The following is a 25,249-nucleotide window of genomic DNA, read 5'->3' on the forward strand; positions in this document are numbered from 1 at the left end:
AAGCCGTTGATAAAGGGATGTGTGTGTGGGGTGTGCGTATCCGAGTCACTGTGGTAAACCCTCTCTTTCGGCTTCTCTTTTCTTCTCTTTTCCTCTCTTTTCTTCGCTTTTCACGGATTCTCCAAATTTGAGGGCTAAATAGAAGAAAAGAGAAGAAAAGAGAGGCGAAAAGCGAAGGTTTACCACAAGGAGCCCGCAGCGCTACCCCCTCACCCCGCGCCGGTTTCGCGCAAATCCGCGCATGACCGAATTTTTGCCGGGCCGGTTCGTCATTGTCGCATGACCTTCTTTCACCGGGGCACGCCGTGATCGCGTTGCTCGAACCAATCTTTCAGGGCGACTGGCGTCCGTACGGCGACACCCTGAGCTGCGGCTCGGCGCCGGAGGGCGCGGTCGCCGTCACCCGGCTGATCGCCGACGACGCGCTGCTCGACATGCTGGTGCGCCGCCACGCCGCGCATCTGGATACGGACGATATGCGACCGGCCGCCTCGGCGTGGAGCAACGCCTATCTGGAGGCGCTGTTGCCACCGGTGGCGGCGGCCGCCACCTTGCTGGGGCATGTTTTCCCGGCGGCGGCCGCCGACATGGCGCTGACGCTCGACGAACACGGCGCGGCGGTCGCGTTTCATGTCGCCGGCGAAGGCGCCGCCCTGCCCGGCGCCGACGCCCACCGACGCTACCACGCCTTGCTGACAGAGCATCTGGCGCCGCTGTTCGCGCGCCTGGCGCGGCGCTGCCGGGTGCCGGAAAAGATTTTATGGGGAAATGTCGCACGATTTCTGGACAACTTGTTCAGGGAAGCGGGCGAGCTGTCGGAAGCGGCGGGGAAGTTGGCGGCGCGGGACGGCGCCGCGCTGCTGGAGCAGCCGCTAAGGCCGGACGGCGGACGCAATCCGCTGTACACGCGGGCGCGCACGGTGCTGGTGCCGGCGGAGGACGGCGGCGAACGGCAGGTCACGCTGCACCGTCAGTGCTGCCTGTATTACCTGTTGCCTGGAGAGGGCTATTGCGGGCGCTGCCCGCTGGACCCGGCGTATCTGCCATCAAAAACATCTAAACCACCGCAACCATTTAAAATATCTAAAACACGTAGGGCGGATTAGGCGGAACGCCGTAATCCGCCATTTATGAGCCGCCAACGGCGCATGCATGGCGGATTACGCTGCGCTAATCCGCCCTACGTGATTCAGACGTAATCGGGCGCATCAAGGCAGCAGCACCTGCCGCTTGAGCTGCGGGTCGGCCGCGATGTCCCGCTCGCTGAACGGGAACGCCAGCCAATCCTTGCGCGCATAGCGCAACAACGGCTCCGCGCCCACGCCGCCGGCCAGCGCGCCCTCCTGCTCGCCGTGCGCCAACATCGTATGCGCTCGCACCCCATCCGTGCCAAACCTGACCACCTGCAGATAACTATTACCCTCAGCCAAACCATCCAGCGAACCATCCTTGCGGTGACTGCAAGCGATGGTGAAATAACCCGCCGCCGAGCAACCGCCGTAGACACCGACCTTATCGTCGCCAGCCCGCACAAACTGCACCCCGCCCAGTGGCGCCCCCGCCTGCCAACCCTTGGCGCGCAGATCCTGCACCGCCGCCACCAGCGCCTGTCGCACGCGCGGCCGGGTGCCATCCACACCCGCCGGCGTCGCCAGCGGCGCGGCGGCATCGAACGGTGTGCGATAAAGCTCGGCTTCCGGCATGGCATCGAGGCGCCGCCAGAACGCGCCCCACAGCAACACACCGGGCGCATCGGCATCGGCACGGTTATTCCAACCGCGCAGCACGGCGCAACCAGCCAACAAATCCTCCTGGGCCGGCTGCCCCGGCTCCACCACACAAGCGCCCTCCAGCAAACCATCCTTGAATTGCTCGGCGGCATAAGAACGCGGATCGAGCGTGGCATCCCTCACGCGCAGGCTCAAGGCCAGGCCCGAGCGCGAACCGGCCGCCAGCAGCGATTGCGCCAGCAGATGGCCGTAGCGCCCGCGCGGCGACAGCGCCAGCCGTTCCCCGCCCATGGTGCGCGGATACCCCTCCATCGGCCGGGCCGGGTTGCTGAGCCAGTAACTGTCGTTCATATTGGCGACGTAATCGTCGCGCAGCAGGCCCGGCATGTCGGCCACCGCCATCGCGCCAGCCTGAACGGCGCGCGGATCGACACGCCAGCCGCAGGCCGCGCGGCTGCCGTCGAGGAACGGCACGGCGGCGTCCAGCTGCGCGAAACCCCGCCCCAGCTCGGTGGTGCAGTCGGCGCGCAGCGTGTCCGGCACGTTCGGCACATTGCCGATGTCGCTGAACCAGACGCGGCCGTCATCGCGGCCGATCGCCACGGTGTTAATCCACGGCATCGCCGCCTCGCGCTTCTGGATGGCGATGAAGTCGTCCAGCGAGCGGGCGCCGGCCCAGTGGAAGAAGTTGCGGAAGATGCGGAAGTTGTCGGCGTTGACGTCGCGGATCGCCAGCGCCCGGCGCGCGCTCCAGCCGAAGGCGGCGTTGCGCGGGCCGAGATCGATCAGCGGGCCGAAGCGACTGGTATACAAGGTGCGGCGCTGCTCGCGCAGCACGCCGTCGGCGCCGCGCACCTCGATGGCGATGTCGCGCTCGCCCATGGCCTCGTCGCGGCCCTCGTAGCGGTAGCTGGTCGGCCGGCCGGGCGTGAGCGCCAGCTCGAACAGGCCGAAGCGGCGCGCGTCGGACACCGTGTGGCTCCACGCCACGTGCTCGTTGAAGCCGAGCATGATCACCGGAATGCCGAGAAACGACACGCCCGCCACGTTGATCTTGCCCGGAATGGTCAGCTGCGCCTGGTAAAACCGGTCCGGTCCGCCCCAATACCAGTGCGGATTGCCGAACAGCACGGCGCCGTCGCCGCCGCTGGCCTCCCGGCCCAAGGCGATCACATTGCTGCCCAGGCCCGGTTCGCCGCCCACCCTGGGCGCCAGCAACGCGGCCAGGCCGCCCTGCGCGGCCGGCGGCGCCTCGCCGGCCGCGCCCGGCCGCGCACTGGCGATCTCGGCGATAAAGCGGGCGTAGCCGCCGGCGATGGCGGCCGCGTACATGCGGCGGTAGACGTCGGCCGCGCCGATCTCGCGCACCCAGGGCTGGCCCAGGCAGGCCGGCAGCGCCCCGCCGCCAGCCGTGCCGGCGGCCGCGCGCGCCTCGCGCAGGTGGCGGTTGTAGCCGTCGGCATAGCCGGCGATCATATCGTTGAGCGCCGCCGGCTGGCGGGCGCGGGTGGCGTCCACCATGGCCGCGTCGGCGTTGGCGCGGAAGAAGAAATCCAGCTCGATATTGGTGGGCCGGCCGAAGGTCGAACTGGCCGCCGGGCGCCCCTCGGCGCCGAAAAACGCCGAGCGCCGGCCCTCGAAGGTGACGAACGCCTCGGCCAGCGTGCACAGCGCGTCCTGCGCCTGAACGTAGCCGTAACCATAACCGAGGCCGCGCCAGTCCCTGGCCAGCACGTGCGGAATACCGTCCGTGGTGCGGCGCACCTCGACCCCGGCCGGTGCCGACGGCGCCGCCTGCGCGCCCGCCATGCCCGCCATTCCGATAGCCGCCACGCCAGCGCCACCGGCGGCCAGCCGGCGCCACATCCCCGAAAACCGTTCCCGCATGCCAAATCCCCTCAATCCGCTGTCGGCGCCGGGCGGCGCCCCACTGTTCAGACGCATGGCGGCATTTTTTGTTTAATCCTACCGGCCAACCCGGCACGCCTTTAGCGAGACGCCAGCGCACCACTTAGGGGTCGCACCACTTAGGGGTCGTACCCCATGCGGGGTACGACCCCGGTTGGCCCTGCGGGTTAAAAAGGACCTAAACAAACCCACGGGCCGCTCGTCATACCTGCATACGGCCCCAACGGCCGGTCCGAACGCAACCCACCGGAGACATCATGATGTCCATGACCTTGCCCACCGTTTCCGCCGACGGCGCCGCCGAACGCGAACTGGCGCTGCGCCACCAGGCGCTGCAACACCCCTACACGCTGTCCACCAATCCCCTGCTCGAACGCCAGCAGCGCACCGAATCGAACGCGCGCAGCTATCCGCGCCGCATTCCGCTGGCGCTCAAACGCGCCCACGGCATCTATGTCGAAGACACCGAAGGCCGCGTCTTCATCGATTGCCTGGCCGGCGCCGGCACCCTGGCGCTGGGCCACAACCACCGCGTGGTGGTGGCCGCCATCCGCGCCGTGCTCGACGCCGGCCTGCCGCTGCACACGCTGGATTTGACCACGCCGGTCAAGGACCGCTTCGTGCAAGACCTGTTCGAGGTGTTGCCGGCCGACTTCGCGCGCGGCGCCAAGATCCAGTTTTGCGGCCCGACCGGCAGCGACGCCGTCGAGGCGGCCCTGAAGCTGGTCAAGCTGGCCACCGGACGCGGCACCATGCTGGCCTTCCACGGCGCCTACCACGGCATGACCCAGGGCGCGCTGACCCTGATGGGCAGCCTGGGCCCGAAAAAACCGTTCCACGGCAGCCTGCAGGGCGTGCAGTTCCTGCCCTACCCGTATGATTACCGCTGCCCGTTCGGCATCGGCGGCGAGGCCGGCCTGCAGGCCGGGCTGCGCTACATCGAAACCGTCATGACCGATCCCGAGGGCGGCGTGCCCAACGCGGCCGGCATGGTGTTCGAGGCGGTCCAGGGCGAAGGCGGCGTGATCCCGGCGCCGGACGCCTGGGTGCGCGGCATCCGCGAACTGACCGCGCGCACCGGCGTGCCGCTGATCGTCGACGAGGTGCAGACCGGCTTCGGCCGCACCGGCGCGATGTTCGCCTTCGAGCACGCCGGCATCACGCCCGACGTGCTGGTGCTGTCGAAGGCCATCGGCGGCAGCCTGCCGCTGTCGGTGGTGGTCTACAAGGGCGAGCTCGATCAATGGCAGCCGGGCGCCCACGCCGGCACCTTCCGCGGCAACCAGCTGGCCATGGCGGCCGGCTCGGCCACGATCGGCCACATCCGCTCCGAGGAACTGGTGGCGCACGCGGCGCGCGCCGGGCTGCGCTTCATGGGCCAGCTGCGCCAGCTGCAGCGCGACCACCCGGCCATCGGCGACGTGCGCGGACGCGGCCTGATGATCGGCGTCGAGATCATCGATCCGGCCCAGCCGGCCACCAGCATGGGCCACCCGGCCAGCGCCGGCGCGCTGGCCGCCGCCATCCAGGCCGAATGCCTGCGCCGCGGCCTGATCGTCGAACTGGGCGGGCGCAACGGCAGCGTGGTGCGCATGCTGCCGCCGCTGGTCATCACCGAGGCCCAGCTCGACCACGTCTTCGAGATTTTCGCGGCCGCCGTCGGCGCCGCCTTGCACAGCCAGCAAAGCCAACAAATTAGCCAGCAAACCAGCCAGCCGCGACGCGACGCCCCCACGGCGCGCGCCGCATGATTTTCCTCCACCCTAGATCCGCACGATGAAAAATACAGTGAGCAACACCGGCAGCACCCGTCCCCCCTTCCCGCGCCGCCGCCTCGGCCTGGCGCTGCAATGCGCGCTGCTGGGCCTGTCCGCCCAGGCGCTGGCGCAAACCCCGGCCCCCGCCGCCGACAGCGTGCTCGGCGAGATCAAGGTGCAGGGCGCGCGCGCCGGCGAGAGCGCCACCGGCCCGGTGATCGGCTACCAGGCCGGCCGCAGCGCCGTCGGCACCAAGACCGACACCCCGCTCAACGAGGTGGCCCAGGCGATCTCGGTGGTCACCGCCGACCAGATCCAGGACACCGGCGCGCGCAGCCTGCAGGACGCGCTCGGCTACACGGCCGGCGTCTCGGCCGAGCAGGGTTCCTACGGCGCGCTGAGCACCGAATCGTTCATGATCCGCGGCTTCGAGGTCCAGCCGTTCTCCGGCGGCATCCTGCGCGACGGCATGAAATACCAGCCCAACGTCTACAACGGCGCCCAGGAAACTTACGGCCTCGAGCGCGTGGAGGTGCTCAAGGGCGCCTCCTCGCTGCTGTACGGCACCGGCGCCCCGGGCGGCGTCATCAACACCGTGTCGAAGCGGCCGTCGGCCGACCTGCTCAAGGAACTGAGCGTGACCGTCGGCAGCGACCGCCGCCGCCAGGTGGCCGGCGACTACGGCGGCGCGCTCGACGACGCCGGCGTCTGGACCTACCGCCTCACCGGCCTGGCGCGCCAGGGCGACAGCGTGGTCGACTTCGGCGACAACGACCGCACCTACGTGGCGCCGGCGCTGACCTGGCGGCCGTCGGCGGCCACCTCGCTGACCTTGCTGTCGAGCTACCAGCACAGCAAGGTCACCGACAACGGCAACCTGCCGATCGCCGGCTCGCTGCTGTACAACCCCAACGGCAAACTGCCGGTCGCGCGCTACCTGGGCGAGCCGGACTTCAATTATTTCGACAACACGCAAAAAACCATCGGCTACGTGTTCACCCACGCGTTCAGCGACAGCTTGACCTTGAACCAGGGCATGCGCTACTTCCGCTCCGACCTCGACTACAAGTATTACCAGATCCTCGGCGTCAACGACGACTTGCGCACGATCCGCCGCCGCGGCCGCCAGTTCAGCGACCACACCAACGCCGTCACCATCGACACCAACCTGACCTGGAAGCTCGACACCGGCGGCGTCGCCCACACCATCCTGGCCGGCGTCGACTACCTGAGCCAGCACCACGACAGCGACCGCGCCAACACCGCCTTCGCCCCGATCGACGCCTACGCGCCGGTCTACGGCGGCCCGCGCGGCACGGCCACGCCGACCGACATGTGGCGCCTGCGCCAGTACGCCACCGGCGTCTACCTGCAGGACCAGATCAAGTTCGCCGACAAATGGGTGGTGCTGCTGGGCGGGCGCCACGACCGCACCCGCCAGGTGCAGGCCGACCTGCTGGCCGGGCCGGACACCACCACCCAGCGCGACAACGCCAACACCGGCCGCGCCGGGGTGGTCTACCTGGGCCCCAACGGCATCTCGCCGTACCTCAGCGTGAGCCAATCGTTCGCGCCCGAGCAGGGCGTCAGCCGCACCGGCGAAATGTTCAAGCCGACGCGCGGCAAGCAATACGAGGCCGGCGTGCGCTTCCAGCCGGCCAACAGCAGCCTGCTGCTGACGGGCGCGCTGTACCAGCTGACGCAGACCAACGTGCAAACCCCGGACCCGGTCGACCCCGACAATTATTCGGTGCAGACCGGCGCGGTGCGCTCGCGCGGCGTCGAGCTCGAGGCCAAGGGTTCGCCGATGCGCAACCTGGAGCTGGTGGCGGCCTACTCGTACATCGACGCCAAGACCACCAAGACCAACAACCCCGACGAGCTGGGCGCGCGCCAGATCAGCGTGCCGCGCAACACCGCCTCGGCTTGGGTGCACTACAGCTTTGCCGGCCTGGGCGCCGCGCCGCTCAAGGCCGGCGTCGGCGTGCGCTACGTCGGCGACCGTCCCGGCAACATCTTCGGCGTGCCGCCGGAGCCGGCCTACACGCTGCTCGACGCCGTGCTCAGCTACGAGCTGGGCAACTGGAAGTACGCGCTCAACGCCAACAACCTGGCCGACAAGCGCTACGTGCCGTCGCCCTGCTACGGCCGCGGCTGCGCTTACGGCGCGCCGCGCACGCTGGCGCTGACGGCCAGCTACCGCTGGTAAATATCCCATCCAACTCAAGGAGAAACCGAACATGTCGACAAGCTGCTTTGACCGCGAAGACGAAACCTTCATCGTCCTCAAGAACCACGAAGACCAATACTCGCTGTGGCCGCACTGGAAAGCCGTCCCCGGCGGCTGGAACGCCGTCGAAGGCGTCCGTGGCGACAAGAAAACCGTGCTCGACTACATCGAAAGCACGTGGACCGACATGCGTCCCCGCTCGCTGCGCGAGTGGATGGCCGCTCAGGGGCTGCAAGCGCCCGGGTCGGCGGCCCCCTCCGGCGCCAACCCGGCCTGACGGCGGCATGCGCACGGTCAATCTGCTGTGCCTGCCCAACGCGGGCGCCAGCGCCATGATGTACCTGGGCTGGCGCGCCAGGCTGCCGCACTGGATCAAGCTGGTGCCGGTCGAGCTGCCGGGCCGGGGCCGCCGCATCGGCGAGCCCTGCGCCGAGGAGTTCGATGCCCTGGTCGCGCAACTGTGCCGGGAACACGCCGGCGCGATGCGCGAGCCGTACGCGTTGTTCGGCCACAGCATGGGCGCCCTGCTGGCGTACGGCGTGGCGCGCCGACAGTTGCTGGCCGGCGCGCCGCTGCCGCTGATGCTGTTCGCCTCCGGCACGGCCGGGCCGTCGCGGCGCGATGCCGAGCGTTTCGCCCGCACCGACGACGCCTCGCTGATCGCCACCATGCGGCGCCACGGCGGCACGCCGCAAGAAGTGTTCGACAGTCCGGAATTGATGGCCATGACCCTGGACATCCTGCGTGCCGATTACAAGCTGTGCCAAAGCTTCACCTACCGCGCCGGCACGCCGCTGCCGATGCCGCTGGAGGTGCTGGTCGGCCGCCAGGACGACCTCGGCGGCGAGCGCGTGGTGGCGTGGCAGCGCGAGGCCGGCGGCGCGTTCGCGCTGCATTGGTTCCCGGGTGGGCATTTCTATTTGCGCGAGCGGCGCGACGCGGTGCTGCAAACGCTGGTGCGGGGGTTGAGGCAGCGGCTGGCCGCTGGTGGGGTGGCGACGCGGTTGCGGCCGCCGACGGAGCTTGGCGGATTACGCTGCGCTAATCCGCCCTACGTGGTTTAGATGACGCATGCTCCGACGTATCCACTATGACTGCCGGGCTGGCATGCAGGCATGAAACAGGTCCAGTTGGGAATTGTAGACGACGGTTTTCAGGTTCAACATTCCCAACAATGAGTGGAACACGTTGTCGTGCGAAAAATCCTGGTCACGCCGCGCTTCCAGGCAGCGCCGGTCCACCTTGAAGCGGTCGCGAAAACCGTCGTCCAGCCACACCATGAACGGCACGTGCCGCTGCTTTTCCGGCGAGAACACGTACGGCGCGCCATGCGGATAGAAATTTTCTTCTCCCAGCGACTCGCCGTGGTCGGAAAAATACATCAGCGCCGTGTCGACGCCGTCTTCCCTGGCGCTGGCGCGCAGCATGTCGATCGCCTTGTTCAAAAAGTAGTCGGTGTAGGCGATGCTGTTGTCGTACGCCGCCACGATCGCCGCGCTCGAACATGCCGCCAGCTTGTCGCTCTGGCAGACCGGCCCGAAACGCCCGAAACCGGCCGGATAGCGCTTCCAGTACGCCGGACCGTGGCTGCCCTTCTGGTGCAGCACGATCACCAAATCCCGCGTGGCCTCGCGTATCAGCTCCGGCAACCCGCGCAGCAAGCGCTCGTCGTAGCACTCCCCGCCGTCGCAGAGGGGGTCGCCCGCCGCCGGCCGCGACAAGTCCTCGTAGGCGACGCGGTCGCAAACGCCCTTGCAGCCCGAATTATTATCGCGCCACAGCACGCCCAGGCCGGCGTGGCCCAGCACATCGAGCAAGCCCTCGCGCGAGCGCGCCTTGCGCTTGGCATAGTCGCCGCGCGGCAGGCCGGAAAACACGCACGGCACCGACACCGCCGTGGCCGTGCCGCACGAGCGCACGTTGCTGAAGTTGACCAGGCCGGCCTGCCGCGCCAGCAACGGATTGGTGTCGCGCGTGTAGCCGTTGAGCGAGAAGTTGGCCGCGCGCGCCGTCTCGCCGACCACCACGACGGTCACGGTGCGCCGGGTGTGGCCGGCCCACAGCCGGCCCTTGACGGCGTCGCGCCCCAGCGGCGCCACCACCGGCGGCCGCGCCCATGCCTGCCTCAGATACTTGCGGCCGGCCTGGACCGCGTTGGCCGGGGTCAGCAGCAAACGCATTTCGCGGTGGTCGCGCACGGCCGGCGCCAGCGTCTGGAACAACGCCAGCAACAGCGCGCCCGCCGCGCACAACGACGCCAGCGCCACGCCGGCGTTGACCAGCGCCCCGCGCGGCACCGACGGAAAACGCACCGTGACAGCCCACACCAGCAGCGACGGCAGCGCGCCCATCAGCGCGAGCGTCCACGGCGGCGCCTCGCCCAGCGCCGACGCATCGACCGGCGCGCCATGCCGGTCGACCACATAACTGGTGGCCGCCGCCACGAAGAACAGCGCGATCAATACCGGCTTGAGCACGTAGCGGAAGGCCGCCACGCTGAGAAAGGCGTTGAACACCAGCGCGAGCATCGCGAACGTCCCCAGATACAGCATCGCGTTGGCGGGCGCCGCGCCGCCGGTGGCGGCCGCGAAGGCCTGCCAGAAACCATGGTTATAGAACAGCACCAGCAACGCCGCCGCGGCCGACGTCAACTGCCACGGGCGCAGCGCGAGATAGTTCGACCATTCCGACGTGATGTGTTCCACTGCCGACTCCTGACTTAAAACGCGCATCGGAACCACGTAGGGCGGATTAGCGCAGCGTAATCCGCCATGCATGCGTTACGGCGGCTCATCGATGGCCGATTACGGCGGTCCGCCTAATCCGCCCTACGAAATCGGCCCCGCCACCAGACTGCGTGTACGTCGGAACATTGTGGATCAGATCGCCGGAATGGCCAACAGGCGTATCAAGGAGGCAACAAGGCGCGCGGAAGCCGCCGGGAATGCCGGTTCGGGGCCGGCGGGGTTGCTTGCAGCATGGATGGCGGCGCTACGGCCGGAACGCCCACCAGCGGCTGCCGGCGAAATTGAACAACAATCCCAGGCCCGTGGTCAGCACCTGCGCCACCCAGTAATACCAGTGCGCCTCCTGCACCAACAGCCACATCAGGGCCGTGTTCAGGCACCAGCCCACCGCCAGCAAGCTGAAATAGCGGCTGGCTACCCGCAGATGGGAGTGGCGGCTGCCGAACGTGAAGAAATAGTTGAGCACATAATTGACGACCGCGCCCAGCAGATAGCCGGCGCCGGACGCGGCGGCGGCGCCAACGCCAAAGCGTTCGACGCCTAACCACAACACCGCGTACTGCACCGCCGTGCCCGAGGCGCCGACCATGGCGAAGCGCAGGAACTGCGCCAGCACGGTGTGGCTCGGCATTGGGCGACCGTCCGGCATCAAGGCATCCCGCCCTGCATGATCAGGCGCCCGGAACGCCCGGGCAGCTCGCCCCAGCCCAACGGCACGGTCGGCAGATCCGTGCCCTTGATTTTTTCATAGTAGTCGCCCATGGCGGCCAACTGGTAGCCTTGCGCGCGCCAGCCATGCAGCAGCCGCTCGAACACGGGCGCCAGCTTTTGCCCTTCCAGCTCGGCGTGCAGCGTGTAGACATGGTCGCGGCGGCACTCCGCCGTCAGCGCCAGCAGATGTTCAGCGACGTTGTCGACGGTGATGGTCTTGCCGTCGATGTCGCGCCCGAGCAGCTCGTCGAGCGTGGGCAAGGTGGTCGGCAACTGCACGCAGCGCAAGGCCCGGCCGCCCGCCACCAGGCGGTGCGGACCGCTGGCCGGGTCGCGCAGCGCGCCGCGCTCGTCGAGCGGCACGCGGCCGTCGGAGGCGTAGCGGTAGCCGGCCGCGTCGTGCTCGGCGAAGGCGGCGGCGTTCATCTGCCAGCCGGCCGCGCCATGGGTGTGCGCCTCGGCGCCGAACACCTCCACGTGGCGGCGCGCCGCCTTGCGCATCATGGCCTCGGTCCAGGCGGCGTCGCGCGTGGCCACGTTGTCCTGCCACAGCACGTGGTCCCAGGTGTGGATGCCGCATTCGAAGCCGGCATCGCGCACCGCGCGCAGCTCGTCCGCGCAACGGCGGCCGATGTCGGGACCGGGCAGCAAGGTGCCGTACATCAGCGTCTTGAGGCCGTAGTGCTCGACCACCGAGGTGCGCGCGACCTTGCTGAAAAATCCGGGCCGCAGCGCGCGCCGCAGCGCCCAGCCGGTGTGGTCCGGTCCGAGCGAGAACAGGAACGTGGCGTTGGCCCGGTGCGCGCCCAGCATGCGCACCAGGTTGCCCACGCCCAGTTGGGTGCCGCGGAAGGTGTCGACGTCGATCTTGAGCGTCAGCAGCGGTGTCGTCGCCGCCATCAGTCGATCAGCGCCCGCGCCTGCGCGACCTGGCCGCGATAGGCGTCGAAGATGCGGCGCAGCGCGTCGGCCATGTTGGTGGTCGGCGTCCAGCCCAGTTCCTCGCAGGTGTTGGTGATCTTCGGCACGCGGTTCTGCACGTCCTGGTAGCCTTCGCCGTAGTAGGCGCCGGAAGTCGTCTCGACGATCCTCACCTTGTCGAGCGCGGTCGCGTACTCGGGATAGTCGGCGGCCAGCTCCAGCATCATGTGGGCCAGCTCGCGGATCGAATAATTGTTGGCCGGGTTGCCGATGTTGTAGATCTTGCCGCTGGCGACGCCGCCGGCGTTGGCGATAATGCGCACCAGCGCGTCGATGCCGTCGTCGATGTAGGTGAAGGCGCGTTTCTGCGCGCCGCCGTCGACCAGCGAGATCGCCTCGCCGCGCACGATGTGGCCGAAGAACTGCGTCACCACGCGCGACGAGCCCTCCTTGGCGGTGTGGATCGAATCGAGGCCCGCGCCGATCCAGTTGAACGGCCGGAACAGCGTGAAGTTCAAGCCCTCCATGCCGTAGCCCCAGATCACGCGGTCCATCAACTGCTTGGCGTTGGAATAGATCCAGCGCGGCTTGTTGATCGGGCCGCAAATCAGTTCGGAGCGCTCCGGGTCGAACTCGTCGTCGTGGCACATGCCATAGACCTCCGACGTCGACGGGAACACCAGGTGCTTGCCGTACTTGGCGGCCGAGCGCACGATCGGCAGGTTGGCCTCGAAATCGAGCTCGAACACGCGCAGCGGTTGCTTGACGTAGGTCGACGGCGTGGCGATCGCCACCAGCGGCAGGATCACGTCGCATTTCTTGACGTGGTATTCGATCCACTCCTTGTTGATCGTGATGTCGCCCTCGTAGAAGTGCATGCGCGACTTGTAGGCCTCGTTCTCGAGCAAGCCGGTGATGCGGTCGGTGTGCATGTCCATGCCGTACACCTGCCAGTCGGTGGTCTCGAGGATGCGCTTGGACAGGTGGTGGCCGATAAAGCCGTTGACGCCGAGGATGAGGACTTTTTTCATGAGATTTTCTTGGTGATGTCAGAATGCGCCGCCGCCAGGGCCAGCATGTTGTGTAATTCTTGTGCCGAGACCTCGACCCCGCCGGCGCTCAGCGACGAGATGGCCAGCATGCCACCGTCGCCGCACACGCCGACGATGGCGCCGTCGACCACGTGCAGCCCGGGCGCCAGGTCCTTCGTTCTATTTGGTGCCAGCCGCGCCCGCACCAGGGTCAGCGGCACGCCGCCCACCTCGGTGTAGGCGCCCGGATACGGCGGCGCCACCGCGCGGTGCAGGTTGTAGACCGTCTGCGCGTCGCAGCGCCAGTCGATGCGGCCGTCGGCCGGCTTGCGCCCGCCGAAGTAGCCGCCCTGGCGCAGGTCGTTGTCGCGCCGCGGCGCCGTGCCGTCCAGCAGCGCCGGCAGCACGCCCCACAAGGTCTGCTCGGCCGCCACGGTGACCTTGCCGAACACCTCGAAGGCGGTGTCGTCGGGCAGGATCGGCACCGCCGTCTGCGCCACGATGGCGCCGGCGTCGGGCTTGATCGTCATCTCGTGCAAGGTGGCGCCGGTGCGGTCGGCGCCGTGCAGCACGGCCCAGTTGACCGGCGCGCGGCCACGGAATTGCGGCAGCAGCGAGCCGTGCATGTTGAACGCCGGCGCCACCGCCAGCACGGCGGCCGGCAGCATGTGGCGGTAATAAAAACTGAACAGGAAATCCGGCCGCGCCGCCCGCACCGCCGCCAGCAGCGCCGGGTCGGCCGGATCGGCATACACCGCCGTGGCGATGCCGCGCTCGCGGCACAGCGCCCGCACCGAGCCGTACCAGATGTTCTCGGCCGGATCGTCGTCGTGCGTGAGCACCAGCGCGACGTCGACGCCGCCGGCCAGCAGCACCTTCAGGCAGCGCACGCCGACGTCGTGGTAGGCGAACACGACGGCGCGCGCCGTCCCGCCAAGCGCCGTCACCGCCCCACCCCGCGCTTCTCCAGCGGCACCAGGTTGGCAACGTCGCCCGCCGGCGCCGCCTGCCCGCACTCCGGCGCCGCTTCCTCCAGGATCGCCTGCACCACGTAGCGGGGCCGCGCGCGCACCTGCTGGTAGATGCGGCCGATGTATTCGCCCAGCAGGCCGATGCCGAACAGGATCACGCCCATCAGGAAGAACACCAGCGCGAACAAGGTGAACACGCCTTCGGCCTCGGCGCCGAGCAGCAGCCGCCGCACCAGCAGGCACAGCACCAGAATGCCGGAGGCGCCCGACAGCGCCATGCCCAGCATCGAGAACATCTGCAGCGGGATCAGCGAGAAGCCCGTCACCAGGTCGAAGTTGAGCCGGATCAGGCTGTAGAGCGAATATTTGGACTCGCCGGCCGCGCGCTCCTCATGCTCGACCACGACCTCGGCCGGGTTGCGCGCGAAGGTGTAGGCCAGCGCCGGCACGAAGGTGTTGACCTCGGCGCACTGGTTGATCAGGTCGATGACGTTGCGGCTGTAGGCGCGCAGCATGTTGCCCTGGTCGGTGATGCGGATGTTGGTGATGCGCTCGCGCAGCCGGTTCATCGCCTTCGACGCCAGCGTGCGCCAGGCCGTGTCCTGGCGCACGCGCCGGATCGAGCCGACGTAATCGTGGCCCTCGCGGATCTTGGCCACCAGCTTGCCGATCTCCTCGGGCGGGTTTTGCAGGTCGGCGTCGAGCGTGACCATGATCTGGCCGCGCGCGGACTGGAAGCCGGCCAGGATCGCCATGTGCTGGCCGTAATTGCCGTTGAACAGCACCACCCGCGTGACGTCCGGCCGCCGGCGGAACTGCTCGGCCAGCAGCGACACCGAGCCGTCGCGGCTGCCGTCGTTGACGAACACGATTTCGTAGCGGATGCCCAGCGCGTCGAGCGCCGGATACAGGCGCGCGAACAGGCCGCTCAAGGTCGCCTGCTCGTTGTAGACCGGGATGACGATCGATAATTCAGCTTGCATGGTTTGCATGGCGGGCGGCACCACACCGGCGCTTGGGGAAATGGGGGAAACACCGGAAACGTTCATGGCCGTTCCTTCGATAATTGGTTGGAGACCGCGAGCCGGCGGCGGTCCTGCGCCACCACCCGCATCGGCAGGCCGCGCTCGCGCAGCATGTCGTACTGCGCCGGGCCGAGGATGGCCATGTCGGGCACGCCGACGGCGGCGTCGTTGCGCCATTGGGCGATGAAATCGTCCATGCGGCGCAGCGTCAATTCGGGCTGCTGCTCCAGTCCGAACGTAAACTCGTCGCCGTAGTCGACCAGGATCATGGTCCGTTCCAGATAATACGTCATCGACTGCTCATAGCCGCCGACCGCGTACAGCTTGGTCTTGGGCGTGAGCTCGGCGCGGATCGCCGGCAGCAGGTCGGCGCCGGCGCGGCCCTTGCCGTACACCTCGAAGCCGGCCAGCACCAGGTGGATCGCGCAGAAGCCGGCCACGGCCATCGTCAACACCGTCAAATCGCGTTGCGCGCGCCACGCGTGGCGCCACGCCAGCGCGCCGCCGCCCAGCAGCAGGACGCCGGCGCCGAGCAGCCAGGGCTGGTATGCGCGCAGCTCGTCGCCGCCGTGGCCTTTGGCCAGCGCCAGCGGCACGGCCACCAGCAACAGCGCGCCCATCAAGGCCAGCAGGCCGGCCGCGGCCAGTTGCGCGCGCCGCCCGGCCGTGTCCAGGCAGACGGCCGTGAGCAAGGCGAGCGCCGGGAACACCGGCACGATGTAACCGGGCAGCTTGGAGCTCGAGCAGCTGAAAAAGAACACGATGAACCCGGCCCAGATCAGCAGCATCAGGCGCGGCTGGAAGCGGCCCGGCTGGCGCGCCAGTCCGGCGGCCACGCTGTGCGGCAACAAGCCCAGCCAGGGCACCACGCCGGGCAGCAGCAGCGCGATGAAGTAATACCACGCGCCCTCGCGCCGGTGGCCGGGGGTCAGGAAGCGTTCGAAATGTTCGTGGATGAAGAAGAAATGCGGCTGCTCCGGGTTGCGCAGGCCGACCAGGATGAACCACGGCGCGGCGATCGCGACGAACAGCAGCAAGCCCTTGCCCAGGTGCAGACGGCGCCAGACGTGCCAGTCGCGCGCGGCGGCCGTGTAGAGCACCAGCACGGCGCCCGGCAGCACGATGCCGACCAGGCCCTTGGCCAGCACCGCCAGCGCCATGCCGGCCCAGGCGGCCAGCATCCAGGCGCGCCGCTCGCCGTCGCCGGCGCCGTCGCGCTGGGCGATGAGCACGCTGGCCAGGGTGGCGGTCATCATCCCGGCCAGGCCCATGTCGAGCGAACTGATCTGGCTGCAGGCCAGCCAGAACAGGCTCGACGCGAGCACCAGGCCGGCGTACAGGCCGACCCGCGGCGAGAACACCACGCGCCCGGCCCAGGCCGTCATCAGCACGCCGAAGATGCCGCACAAGCCGGTCCACAGACGCGCCTGCCATTCGCCCAGGCCGAACAGGCTGAACGTGAGCGCGTTCATCCACGTCTGCAGCGGCGGCTTCTCGAAATATTTGATGCCGTTCAGGCGCGTGGTGATCCAGTCGCCGGTGGCGAACATTTCGCGGGCCATCTCGGCGTAGCGGCCCTCGTCGGGCGGCACCAGCGTGCGCACGCCGAGCGCGTACAGCGTGACCACGATGAACGCGCCCAGCAGCAGCCACACCAGCGCGCGCGACTCGTGCAGCACCTTTCCGCCGGACAGCGGCGCCGTCCGCGCGGGCCGCGCTTGCGTGGCCGTGCCGGCGTCCAGCAGGTCGGGTGTCATCGCGGCGTCCCCGGCGCGGCCAGCACCGTCTTGACGGCGGCGGCCACGCGTTCGACGTCGGCCGTCGTCATCGCGTAAAACATCGGCAACGTCACCGTCAGGCGGCCGACGCGCTCGGCGACCGGGAACATGCCCTCGCTGAAGCCGCGCTCGCGGTACAGGCTGAACAGGTGGATCGCCGCGTAGTGGAAGCCGGTGCCGATGCGCAGGCGCGCCAGCGCCTCCATGAAGTCGGCGCGCGTGCCGGGACCGCGGTCGGGCAGGACGATCTGGAACAGGTGCCAGTTGCTGTTTTCGAAATCGGCGACCGGCAATTGGGCGCCGGTGGCGGCCTCGAAGCCGTCGCCGAACTGCGCGAAATAGTGCCGCGCCAGCGCGCGCCGGTGCGCCGTGACCGCCTCGATGTTGGCGAACTGGCCCAGGCCGATGGCCGCCATGATGTCGCTCATGTTGTATTTGCCGCCCAGGACGTCGACGTCGATGCCGTCGACGCCGCTGCGGGTGACGCCTTGCAGGCGGTACTTGGCCGCCAGCGCCGCCTCCTGCGCGTCGTTGAGCACCAGGCAGCCGCCCTCGCCCGTGGTCAGGTTTTTATTGGCTTGAAAGCTGAAAGAGACCAGGTCGCCGAACGCGCCCACGCGCCGGCCGTGCCAGCGCGATCCGAACGCCTGCGCCGCGTCCTCGAGCACGCGCAAGCCGTGCCGTTTGGCGATGTCGTACAAGCGGTCCATGTCCACCGGCAGGCCCGATAGATGGACGGGAATGAGCGCGCGCGTGCGCGGCGTGATGGCCGCCTCCAGCAAATCGAGATCGATGTTGCGGGTCACCGGATCGATGTCGGCGAACACCGGCGTCGCGCCGACGGCGAGGATGACGTTGGCCGTGGCCGGCCACGAAATCGGCGTGGTGATCACCTCGTCGCCGGGGCCGATGCCGGCCACGCGCAGCGCGATCTCCATGGTGCAGGTGCCCGAATTGAAAGTCAGTACCGGACGACCGCCGAAGTAGGCCGACAGCTGCTCCTCGAAGGCGCGCACCTTGGGGCCGCTGGTGATCCAGCCCGAGCGCAGCACGTCGCCGACGGCGGCGATGGTCGCCTCGTCGATGGAAGGTTGTGAGAATGGCAGGAACGGAGTGTCTTGCAGGTCGTGGGTCATGGACGGGAACCGCCTTGCGAAGCGACAGGGGTGGAATGTGCCGCACGGCGGGACTGGCATGGAACGCCGCGGGGGCCTGCGGAGCTATGCCATAAAATTATTTTTTTTGAGACCACGCTGGTTTTCTGGAGATGAAAACCCGAAGTCTACCCGAATCGTCGTTAAGGAAACGTTAAACCGGAAGGAAAAAAAAGCTGGCATCGCAGCCAGCCAAAAACCACGGAGACACCCGGAAACCTTACTGTCATATTGCTGTCATCACGCTGTCACAATGCGCCACATCGATAGCAAATTTATAGCGTCTTCAAAGCCGCTGTTCGCTGGCCGCGTCGAACAGCGACAGCCGCGCGGTGCCGATCGAAAAGGCGATGTCCTTGTCGGTCTCGACGACCCGCGCGTCCTGCACCAGGCCTGCCACCTGGGTGCCGTGGAAGTCCAGCCACACCACGCGGTGCGCGCCCATCGCCTCCACCAGCGAGACGCGCGCACGCGCGGCGCCGGCGCCACCGGGGTCGCCGATGTCGATGTCCTCCGGTCGCACCCCCAGCACGCAATCGCGCGCGCCGGCCGGCGGCTGGCCGAATTGATAATCACTCACATCGATTGCAAGATGATCGTTGCGGAACAGCGTGCGCGCGCCTTGCCGCTCCAGCCGGCCCCGGAACAAATTCATCCCCGGCGAGCCGAGGAAGGTGGCGACGAACAGGTTGGCCGGCGCGTTGTAGATGTTGGCCGGGGTGTCGAACTGCTGCACCGCGCCGCCCTGCATCACCGCCATGCGCTGCGCCAGCGTCATCGCCTCGACCTGGTCGTGGGTGACGTAGATCATCGTCGCGCCGAGCTGCTTGTGCAGCTGTTTGAGTTCGCGCCGCAGCTCCGTGCGCAGCTTGGCGTCGAGGTTGGACAACGGCTCGTCGAACAGCATCACGCCGGCCTCGCGCACGATGGCGCGGCCGATCGCCACGCGCTGCCGCTGGCCGCCGGACAGGTTGGCCGGCTTGCGCTTCAACAAAGGCCCCAGCTGCAGCATGTCCGACGCGCGCGACACGCGGCGCGCGATCTCCGCCTTGGGCGTGCCGCCGATGCGCAGGCCGAACGACATATTGTTCTCGACGTTCATGGTCGGGTACAGCGCGTACGACTGGAACACCAGCGCGATGCCGCGGTCCTTGGGATCGGCCCAGGTCATGTCCCTGCCGCCGATTTCGATCTGGCCGCCGGTGGTGTCGATCAGGCCCGCGATGCTGTGCAACAGCGTCGATTTGCCGCAGCCCGAAGGCCCGAGCAGCACCACGAATTCGCCCGACTTGACATCGAGATCGAGCGACTCGATGACCTTGGTGCCGCCCAACTGAATCTGCAGATTGCGTATCGCTACATTAGACATGTTGATCCTTTTGACCTTGGCCCTAGCCTTTGACGGCGCCGGAGGCGATGCCGCGCACGAACCAGCGGCCGGAGATGAAATACAGCGCCAGCGGCACCAGCGACGTCAGGATCGTCGCCGCCATGTTGACGTTGTACAGACGCTCGCCGGTGGTGGTGTTGATGATGTTATTGAGCTGGACCGTCATCGGCAGGTGCTCCGAACCGGCGAACACCAGGCCAAGCAGGAAGTCGTTCCAGATCCCGGTCACTTGCATGATCACGGCCACCACGATCACCGGCGTCGACATCGGCAGCATCAACTGCAGGAAGATGCGCCAGAAACCGCCGCCGTCGATGCGCGCCGCCTTGAACAGCTCCAGCGGCAGCGCCGCGTAGTAGTTCCGGAACAGCAGCGTCATGACCGGCATGCCGAAGATGGTGTGGATCAAAACGATGCCCGGCAAAGTGCTGAACAGATTGACCGACGCCAGCACCCGCACCAGCGGATACACCATCACCTGCGCCGGAATGAAGGCGCCCATCATCAGGATCGCGAACAGCACACCGGCGCCGCGCGGGCGCCAGAACGACAGCGCGTAGCCGTTGACGGCGCCGATCGCGATCGACAGGACGGTGCTGGGCACGACGATGGCGACCGAGTTCCAGAAGCCGCCGCGTATGCCCTCGCATTCCAGTCCGGTGCAGGCCGAGCGCCACGCTTGCGCCCACGGTTCCAGCGTGGCCTTGACCGGCAGCGCGAACAAGGTGCCGAGCCGGATCTCCTCCATCGGCTTGACCGACGTCACCAGCATCACATACAGCGGCAGCAGGAAGAACAGCGCCGCCACGATCAAAAAGGCGTACACGCCGGCGCGCGCCGGCGTCCAGGCCAGCGGCCGGCGGCGCGGTCGCGCGGCCGGCGCGCCGCCGATATGGCTGTCGTTGGCGGCGGCGGCGTCCACGGCGGCCAGCGCGACGACGGCCTGCTCCTGTTTTACGACATAAGCCATCAGATCCCCTTGCCGGCGCGGCGGTTGCGCACGTAATACAGCGGCACCACGATCGCCAGCACGGTGGCCAGCAGCACGATCGACGCGGCCGAGGCCAGCCCGATATTGGCGCGGCCGAACAGATAGTCCATGATGAATTTGGCCGGCACCTCGCTGGCCGTGCCCGGGCCGCCCTGCGTCATCGCGACCACGGCATCGAACACCTTCACCACCATCACGAACAGCAGCACGAAGGCGGTCGACACCGAGGGCCCGAGCATCGGCAGCACGATGCTCAGGTAGACGCGCCAACGCGGGATGCCATCGATGCGCGCCGCCTTCCACAATTCCTCGTCGATGCCGCGCAGGCCGGAGAGCATCAGCGCCATCACCAGCCCGGACGCCTGCCACACGGTGGCGATGACGATGGTGTAGATCGCCATGTCCTGGTCGACGATCCAGTCGAACCTGGCCTCGGCGAAGCCCAGCTGGCGCAGCACCTGCTGGATGCCCAGTTCCGGGTTGAGTATCCACTGCCACACCAGCCCCGTGGCCACGAACGACATCGCGTACGGGTACAGGAAGATGGTGCGCAGCGCGCCCTCGGCCATCACCTTCTGGTCGATGAACACGGCCAGCAGAAAGCCGATGACCAGGCAGGCGGCGATGAACAGCGCGCCGTAGATGACGACGTTTTGCAGCGATAGCAGCCAGCGCTCGTTGTTGAACAGGCGCAGGTACTGCGAGGCGCCGACGAAATCGCTGTTGGGGAAGGTGCGCGAGCTGCTGACCGATACGCGTGCCGTCCACAGCATGGTGCCGAGATAGGCCAGCAGCACCGTCAGCGCCATCGGGATCAGGGCCAGATAGGCGGCGAGCGATACGCCGTGACGCTTCCTGGTGAAGGCGGGGATCACGGCTTGATTCATCGCCCGTCCGGCCGCCGCGGGCGTGCGGACGCCAGCCGTTTTATCGCCTTCTTCATGCTGTCTCCTGTGGGCGTCGTGCGCCCTTTTTTTGGTATGGGTGGAAACGCTTCCACTGTATGTTGTCGATGTTACTACCGATGAAATTGGGGTGTCAACGGGATTGTGGGATTTTTGTGGCGGGGGAATGGATGGGGCGCTGGCGGAGCGCTGGCGGAGCGCTGGCGGAGCGCTGGCGGAGCGGTGGCGGAGCGGTGGCGGATTACGCTGCGCTAATCCGCCCTACGTGGTTCCGTGGTTCCGTGTGGTTCCGTGTGGTTCCGTGTGGTTCCGTGTGGTTCCGTGGTTCCGTGGTTCCGTGGTTCGCCGGCGCCTTGGGGCGCCGGCGACTCCGCCATTTTCCGGCCGATCGGCCGGAACGTGATGAAATTACTTCTTGTCGGTCGTCGGCGGAACGCCTGGAACGAAGGGGAACGTGCCGAAGATGTTCTTGCTCTGGTTTTGCATCTGCTCCTGCATCTGCACGAACAAACTCTTGCTCTGGTCGATGTAGTTGTTCATCATGCCCTGCATCATCGGACCCTGGACGTTCATGAACTGGGTCCACATCTCGGGGCTGAACGGCTTGCCTTCCAGGCCGCCGACGGTGGTGCCGGTGAACTTGCGCTGGATGTCGGTGAACGCCTGGACGTTCTTTTCCAGGTAGGAGCCCATCATGCCCTGCATCGCGTGGCCGTAGAAGCGGATGATCTGCGCCAGCACGTCGCTGGAGAACATCGGCGCGCCGCTGGCCTCCTCTTCCAGAATGATCTGCAGCAGGATGCTGCGGCTCAGGTCCTCGTTGCTCTTGGCGTCGACGACCGTGAATTCCTCGTTGTCCAGCACCAGCTGCTTGACGTCCGTCAGCGTGATGTAGGAACTGGTCTGCGTGTCGTACAGACGGCGGTTCGGGTATTTCTTGATCAGGCGTTCAGCATTTTTTTTCGCACTACTCATCACAAGTCCGTTTATTGCGCCGCAGCGCGTCCTCTAACAATTCGAGAAAAAAGCGAACGTCGGTCCGCTTTCCCACTAACCTACCAGCCCTATTATAGAGGGGAAAAAGCAGTTCCTGCACTAACTCATACAACTTTTGGCTTTTATTGCAACGCAACTAAGTTTATGCGCTGGAAAGCAATGCGATTCCCCCTCCGCCGGCGTCACCCTTTGACTTTGACGTAGCGTCCCGGCGCCGGTTCGATGGCCTTGTACGTGGCGCTGCCCGGCTTGGCCTTGGGCTTGACATCCTTGCCGCCGTGCTCGGCCAGGAAGGCGGCCCACTCCGGCCACCAGCTGCCGCGCGTCTCGGTGGCGCCGGCCAGCCACGCCTCCGGATCATGCGGCTTGGCCACGCCGCGCCCGGCCGGCTTGTCGTTGGTCCAGTAGCTGCGCTTGTTCTTGACCGGCGAATTGATCACCCCGGCGATGTGGCCCGAGGCGCCCAGCACGAAGCGGTTGGCCTTGGGGTGGCCCGGGTTGAGCAGGTTCATCGAGCCGAACGCCGACGTCCACGGCACGATGTGATCCTCGCGCGAGCCGTAGACGAACACCGGCGCGTCGATTGCCGACAGGTCGACCGTGGTGCCCCCCACGACCAGCTTGCCCGGCTCGCGCAGGCGGTTTTCCAGGTACATATTGCGCAGGTAGTAGCAGAACATCGGCCCCGGCAGATTGGTGCTGTCCGAGTTCCAATACAGCAGGTCGAACGGCGGCGGCTCGTTGCCCTTCAGGTAGTTCGACTGCACGTAATTCCACACCAGGTCGTTCGGACGCAAGCTGGAGAAGGTGCTGGCCAGGTCGCGCCCCAGCATCAGGCCGCCCGCCTTGATTTGCTGCTCGCGCAGCGACACCTGGGTCTCGTCGATGAACACGTCGAGCACGCCCGTGTCGCTGAAGTCCAGCAGCGACGTCAGCAAGGTCAGGCTGGCCGCCGGGTTGTCGCCGCGCGCGGCCAGCACCGACAGCGCGGTCGCCACCAAGGTGCCGCCGATGCAGAAACCGAACAGGTTGAGCTTGTCCTGGCCGCCGACCTCGCGCGCCACGCCGATCGCCTCGATCACGCCCTTTTCGATGTAATCGTCCCAGGTGACGCCCTCGAGCGACTTGTCGGCGTTGCGCCACGAGATCATGAACACGGTGTTGCCCTGCTCCACCGCGTAACGCACCAGCGAGTTCTCCGGCTGCAGGTCGAGGATGTAGAATTTGTTGATGCACGGCGGCACCATCAGCAGCGGCCGCTGGTGCACGGTCGGCGTCGCCGGCGTGTACTGGATCAGCTGGAACAGCGGGTTCTCGTAGATCACCGTGCCGGGCGTCGTCGCCAGGTTGCGGCCGACCTCGAACGCGGTCTCGTCGGACAGCGAGATGTGGCCCTTATTCATGTCGGCCAGCATGTTGGCCAGGCCCTTGGTCAGGCTCTCGCCCTTGGTTTCGATCAGCTTTTCCTGCGCCTCCGGATTGGTGGCGAGGAAGTTGGCCGGCGACATGGCGTCGACGATCTGCTGCACGGCGAAGCGGATCTTCTGTTTTTGATGGCGGCTGGTTTCGACGGTGTCGACCATCGCGGTCAGGAATTTGGCGTTGAGCAGGTATGATGCCGCGTTGAACGACGACATCGGATTGCCCTGCCAGGCCGACGAGCTGAAACGGCGGTCGTCCAGCGCCGGGGTTTTGCCGGCCAGGAAATCCTGCCACAGCACGCCGAAGTCTTCCAGATACTGGTTTTTCAGCTGTTCCATCGCTTGCGGTTGCACGGTGGCGCCGACGTCCTGCATGATGGTGGCGAGCGGATTGGCGTCGGCGGTCGGGAGCTTGCTGAACCAGGATTGCCACTGGGCGGGGTCGCTCATTTGCGACATCCAGGCGTTGGCAATGGCTTGAGGATCGGGCACGTTCATGTTTGATTCCCTAAAAATAGTTTAAATATCTTTAACCGGACTGCTTTATGTTGACCTGTCTATGCTGATCGTTGCGATTGCTTGGATTTACGTCGTGGGACTGATGGCGCTCACCGAGCCCACCGTCGTTGCGGGAATTGTAACGTTTTTGTTTTATTGCGTGCTGCCGTTGGGCACCCTGATGTATATCGCCGGCAGCGGCCGGCGCAAGGCCCGCCGCCGCGCCGAGCAGCGCGCGGCCATGGAGGCGCGCGCAGAATCGGCTGCGCCCGCCGACGGCAAGGGCGAAGGCTAGGCCGGCGCCGCGTCGCCTCATTTGAGCCAAATCAAGGACGCCTGCCGGCCGGTGATGCCGTCGCGCCGGTACGAATAAAAGCGCCCCGAGTTGGAGACGGTGCAGTATTCGCCGCCGTGCACCTGCGCCACGCCGGCCCGGTGCAGCAGATAGCGCGCCAGCGCGTAGATGTCGGCCAGGTGCTTGCCGGGCTTGCCCTCCACGGGCGAAAACGCGGCCGTCACGTGGCGCACGCCGGAGTCGTCGTGCGCGCCGTTCAGGAACGCCTGCATGACCTCCGGCCCGACCTCGAACTGGTAGGCGCCGATGGCCGGCCCCATCCACGCCATCAGCTCGCCGGCGCCGGCCGCGCGCATCGACTCGACCGTGTTCTCCAGCACGCCGGAGGCCAGACCGCGCCAGCCGCCGTGGGCGGCGCCGACGGTGCGGCCCTCGGCGTCGCACAGCAGCACCGGCAGGCAGTCGGCCGTCATGATGGCGCACACCTTGCCGCGCACGTTGCTGACGCTGGCGTCGGCCGTCGGCACCTGTTGCGGCGCCAGCGTGGCCAGATCGACCACCGCCGTGCCGTGCACCTGCGACAGCCAGGCCGGCTCGGACGGCAGCAGCTCGCCGACGATCTGGCGGTTGCGGGCGACGTTGTGCGGCTGGTCGCCGACGTGGGTGCCCAGGTTCAGGCCGCCCTGGCCCATGCCGTCGTCGTACGGCGCCGGACTGACGCCGCCGCGCCGGGTGGTGGAAAGGGTGCCGACATTGGCCGGCAGGCCCGGCCAGCGCGGCATCAGCCATT

21 protein-coding genes are annotated in these 25,249 nt (G+C 67.4%); 6 read left to right on the forward strand and 15 right to left on the reverse strand.

Features of this window, described 5'->3' with window-relative positions; translation table 11 throughout:
* Nucleotides 1–305: 305 nt before the first annotated feature.
* Nucleotides 306–1,106, forward strand: a complete 801-nt coding sequence (gene fhuF / locus JOD97_RS12100; RefSeq protein ID WP_209717663.1) for a siderophore-iron reductase FhuF — start codon at nucleotides 306–308, stop codon at nucleotides 1,104–1,106.
* 102 nt (nucleotides 1,107–1,208) lie between these two features.
* Here the strand turns inward: fhuF and JOD97_RS12105 are convergent, their stop codons facing one another.
* A complete protein-coding gene (locus JOD97_RS12105) occupies nucleotides 1,209–3,563 on the reverse strand; it encodes a penicillin acylase family protein (protein WP_373999839.1) in 2,355 nt (784 codons plus the stop codon).
* Between the two features lie 332 nt (nucleotides 3,564–3,895).
* Between JOD97_RS12105 and JOD97_RS12110 the strand changes: the two genes are divergently transcribed.
* From JOD97_RS12110 to JOD97_RS12125, 4 genes are read left to right on the forward strand one after another with little or no spacing between them, the layout of a single operon-like run.
* Nucleotides 3,896–5,389: a diaminobutyrate--2-oxoglutarate transaminase gene (locus tag JOD97_RS12110; RefSeq protein ID WP_229264408.1), complete on the forward strand. Its 1,494-nt coding sequence runs from the start codon at nucleotides 3,896–3,898 to the stop codon at nucleotides 5,387–5,389.
* A gap of 25 nt (nucleotides 5,390–5,414) precedes the next feature.
* A complete protein-coding gene (locus tag JOD97_RS12115) occupies nucleotides 5,415–7,604 on the forward strand; it encodes a TonB-dependent siderophore receptor (RefSeq protein ID WP_209717666.1) in 2,190 nt (729 codons plus the stop codon).
* A gap of 31 nt (nucleotides 7,605–7,635) precedes the next feature.
* Nucleotides 7,636–7,902 (forward strand): MbtH family NRPS accessory protein, encoded by a 267-nt coding sequence (locus JOD97_RS12120; protein ID WP_209717669.1) that lies wholly within the window; start codon nucleotides 7,636–7,638, stop codon nucleotides 7,900–7,902.
* Between the two features lie 7 nt (nucleotides 7,903–7,909).
* A complete protein-coding gene (locus JOD97_RS12125) occupies nucleotides 7,910–8,689 on the forward strand; it encodes a thioesterase II family protein (RefSeq protein ID WP_209717672.1) in 780 nt (259 codons plus the stop codon).
* Nucleotides 8,690–8,713: 24 nt separating this feature from the next.
* Here JOD97_RS12125 and JOD97_RS12130 read toward each other — a convergent pair whose 3' ends face one another.
* From JOD97_RS12130 to phaC, 13 genes are all read right to left on the reverse strand, one after another.
* On the reverse strand, nucleotides 8,714–10,330 hold the full coding sequence (locus JOD97_RS12130; protein ID WP_373999841.1) for a phosphoethanolamine transferase: 1,617 nt from the start codon (nucleotides 10,328–10,330) through the stop codon (nucleotides 8,714–8,716).
* Between the two features lie 286 nt (nucleotides 10,331–10,616).
* The gene (locus JOD97_RS12135) at nucleotides 10,617–11,003 is read right to left on the reverse strand and encodes a GtrA family protein (protein WP_209717678.1); all 387 of its coding nucleotides are present in this window, start codon (nucleotides 11,001–11,003) and stop codon (nucleotides 10,617–10,619) included.
* Nucleotides 11,004–11,020: 17 nt separating this feature from the next.
* On the reverse strand, nucleotides 11,021–11,983 hold the full coding sequence (locus JOD97_RS12140) for a xylanase (RefSeq protein WP_209717681.1): 963 nt from the start codon (nucleotides 11,981–11,983) through the stop codon (nucleotides 11,021–11,023).
* Nucleotides 11,983–13,035: a bifunctional UDP-4-keto-pentose/UDP-xylose synthase gene (locus JOD97_RS12145; RefSeq protein ID WP_209717684.1), complete on the reverse strand. Its 1,053-nt coding sequence runs from the start codon at nucleotides 13,033–13,035 to the stop codon at nucleotides 11,983–11,985. Before JOD97_RS12145 ends, JOD97_RS12140 begins: the two co-directional genes overlap by 1 nt.
* Entirely contained in the window at nucleotides 13,032–13,982 is a 951-nt protein-coding gene (locus JOD97_RS12150) for a formyltransferase (RefSeq protein ID WP_209717687.1), read from the reverse strand. Before JOD97_RS12150 ends, JOD97_RS12145 begins: the two co-directional genes overlap by 4 nt.
* Complete coding sequence (locus JOD97_RS12155) at nucleotides 13,979–14,989, reverse strand: glycosyltransferase (protein WP_209720279.1); 1,011 nt, start codon at nucleotides 14,987–14,989, stop codon at nucleotides 13,979–13,981. The genes JOD97_RS12150 and JOD97_RS12155 overlap by 4 nt, the downstream gene beginning before the upstream one ends.
* A 62-nt stretch (nucleotides 14,990–15,051) precedes the next feature.
* Nucleotides 15,052–16,788 (reverse strand): glycosyltransferase family 39 protein, encoded by a 1,737-nt coding sequence (locus JOD97_RS12160; protein WP_209717689.1) that lies wholly within the window; start codon nucleotides 16,786–16,788, stop codon nucleotides 15,052–15,054.
* Nucleotides 16,785–17,945: a DegT/DnrJ/EryC1/StrS aminotransferase family protein gene (locus JOD97_RS12165; protein ID WP_209717692.1), complete on the reverse strand. Its 1,161-nt coding sequence runs from the start codon at nucleotides 17,943–17,945 to the stop codon at nucleotides 16,785–16,787. The genes JOD97_RS12160 and JOD97_RS12165 overlap by 4 nt, the downstream gene beginning before the upstream one ends.
* A 304-nt stretch (nucleotides 17,946–18,249) precedes the next feature.
* Nucleotides 18,250–19,332, reverse strand: coding sequence for an ABC transporter ATP-binding protein (locus JOD97_RS12170; RefSeq protein WP_209717695.1), 1,083 nt, complete (start codon nucleotides 19,330–19,332; stop codon nucleotides 18,250–18,252).
* A gap of 22 nt (nucleotides 19,333–19,354) precedes the next feature.
* A complete protein-coding gene (locus JOD97_RS12175) occupies nucleotides 19,355–20,323 on the reverse strand; it encodes a carbohydrate ABC transporter permease (protein ID WP_229264409.1) in 969 nt (322 codons plus the stop codon).
* Nucleotides 20,323–21,231: a carbohydrate ABC transporter permease gene (locus tag JOD97_RS12180; protein WP_209717697.1), complete on the reverse strand. Its 909-nt coding sequence runs from the start codon at nucleotides 21,229–21,231 to the stop codon at nucleotides 20,323–20,325. The genes JOD97_RS12175 and JOD97_RS12180 overlap by 1 nt, the downstream gene beginning before the upstream one ends.
* Nucleotides 21,232–21,657: 426 nt before the next feature.
* On the reverse strand, nucleotides 21,658–22,224 hold the full coding sequence (phaR, locus tag JOD97_RS12185) for a polyhydroxyalkanoate synthesis repressor PhaR (protein WP_209717702.1): 567 nt from the start codon (nucleotides 22,222–22,224) through the stop codon (nucleotides 21,658–21,660).
* Nucleotides 22,225–22,427: 203 nt separating this feature from the next.
* Entirely contained in the window at nucleotides 22,428–24,164 is a 1,737-nt protein-coding gene (phaC, locus tag JOD97_RS12190) for a class I poly(R)-hydroxyalkanoic acid synthase (protein ID WP_209717705.1), read from the reverse strand.
* A 61-nt stretch (nucleotides 24,165–24,225) separates the two neighbouring features.
* Between phaC and JOD97_RS12195 the strand changes: the two genes are divergently transcribed.
* A complete protein-coding gene (locus JOD97_RS12195; RefSeq protein WP_209717708.1) occupies nucleotides 24,226–24,459 on the forward strand; it encodes a hypothetical protein in 234 nt (77 codons plus the stop codon).
* 17 nt (nucleotides 24,460–24,476) lie between these two features.
* Here the strand turns inward: JOD97_RS12195 and pgeF are convergent, their stop codons facing one another.
* Nucleotides 24,477–25,241, reverse strand: coding sequence for a peptidoglycan editing factor PgeF (gene pgeF, locus JOD97_RS12200; protein WP_209720285.1), 765 nt, complete (start codon nucleotides 25,239–25,241; stop codon nucleotides 24,477–24,479).
* Between the last annotated feature and the right edge of the window lie 8 nt (nucleotides 25,242–25,249).

The sequence above is a fragment of the Duganella sp. 1411 genome (genome assembly GCF_017833525.1).
Taxonomy (GTDB): Bacteria; Pseudomonadota; Gammaproteobacteria; order Burkholderiales; family Burkholderiaceae_D; genus Rugamonas.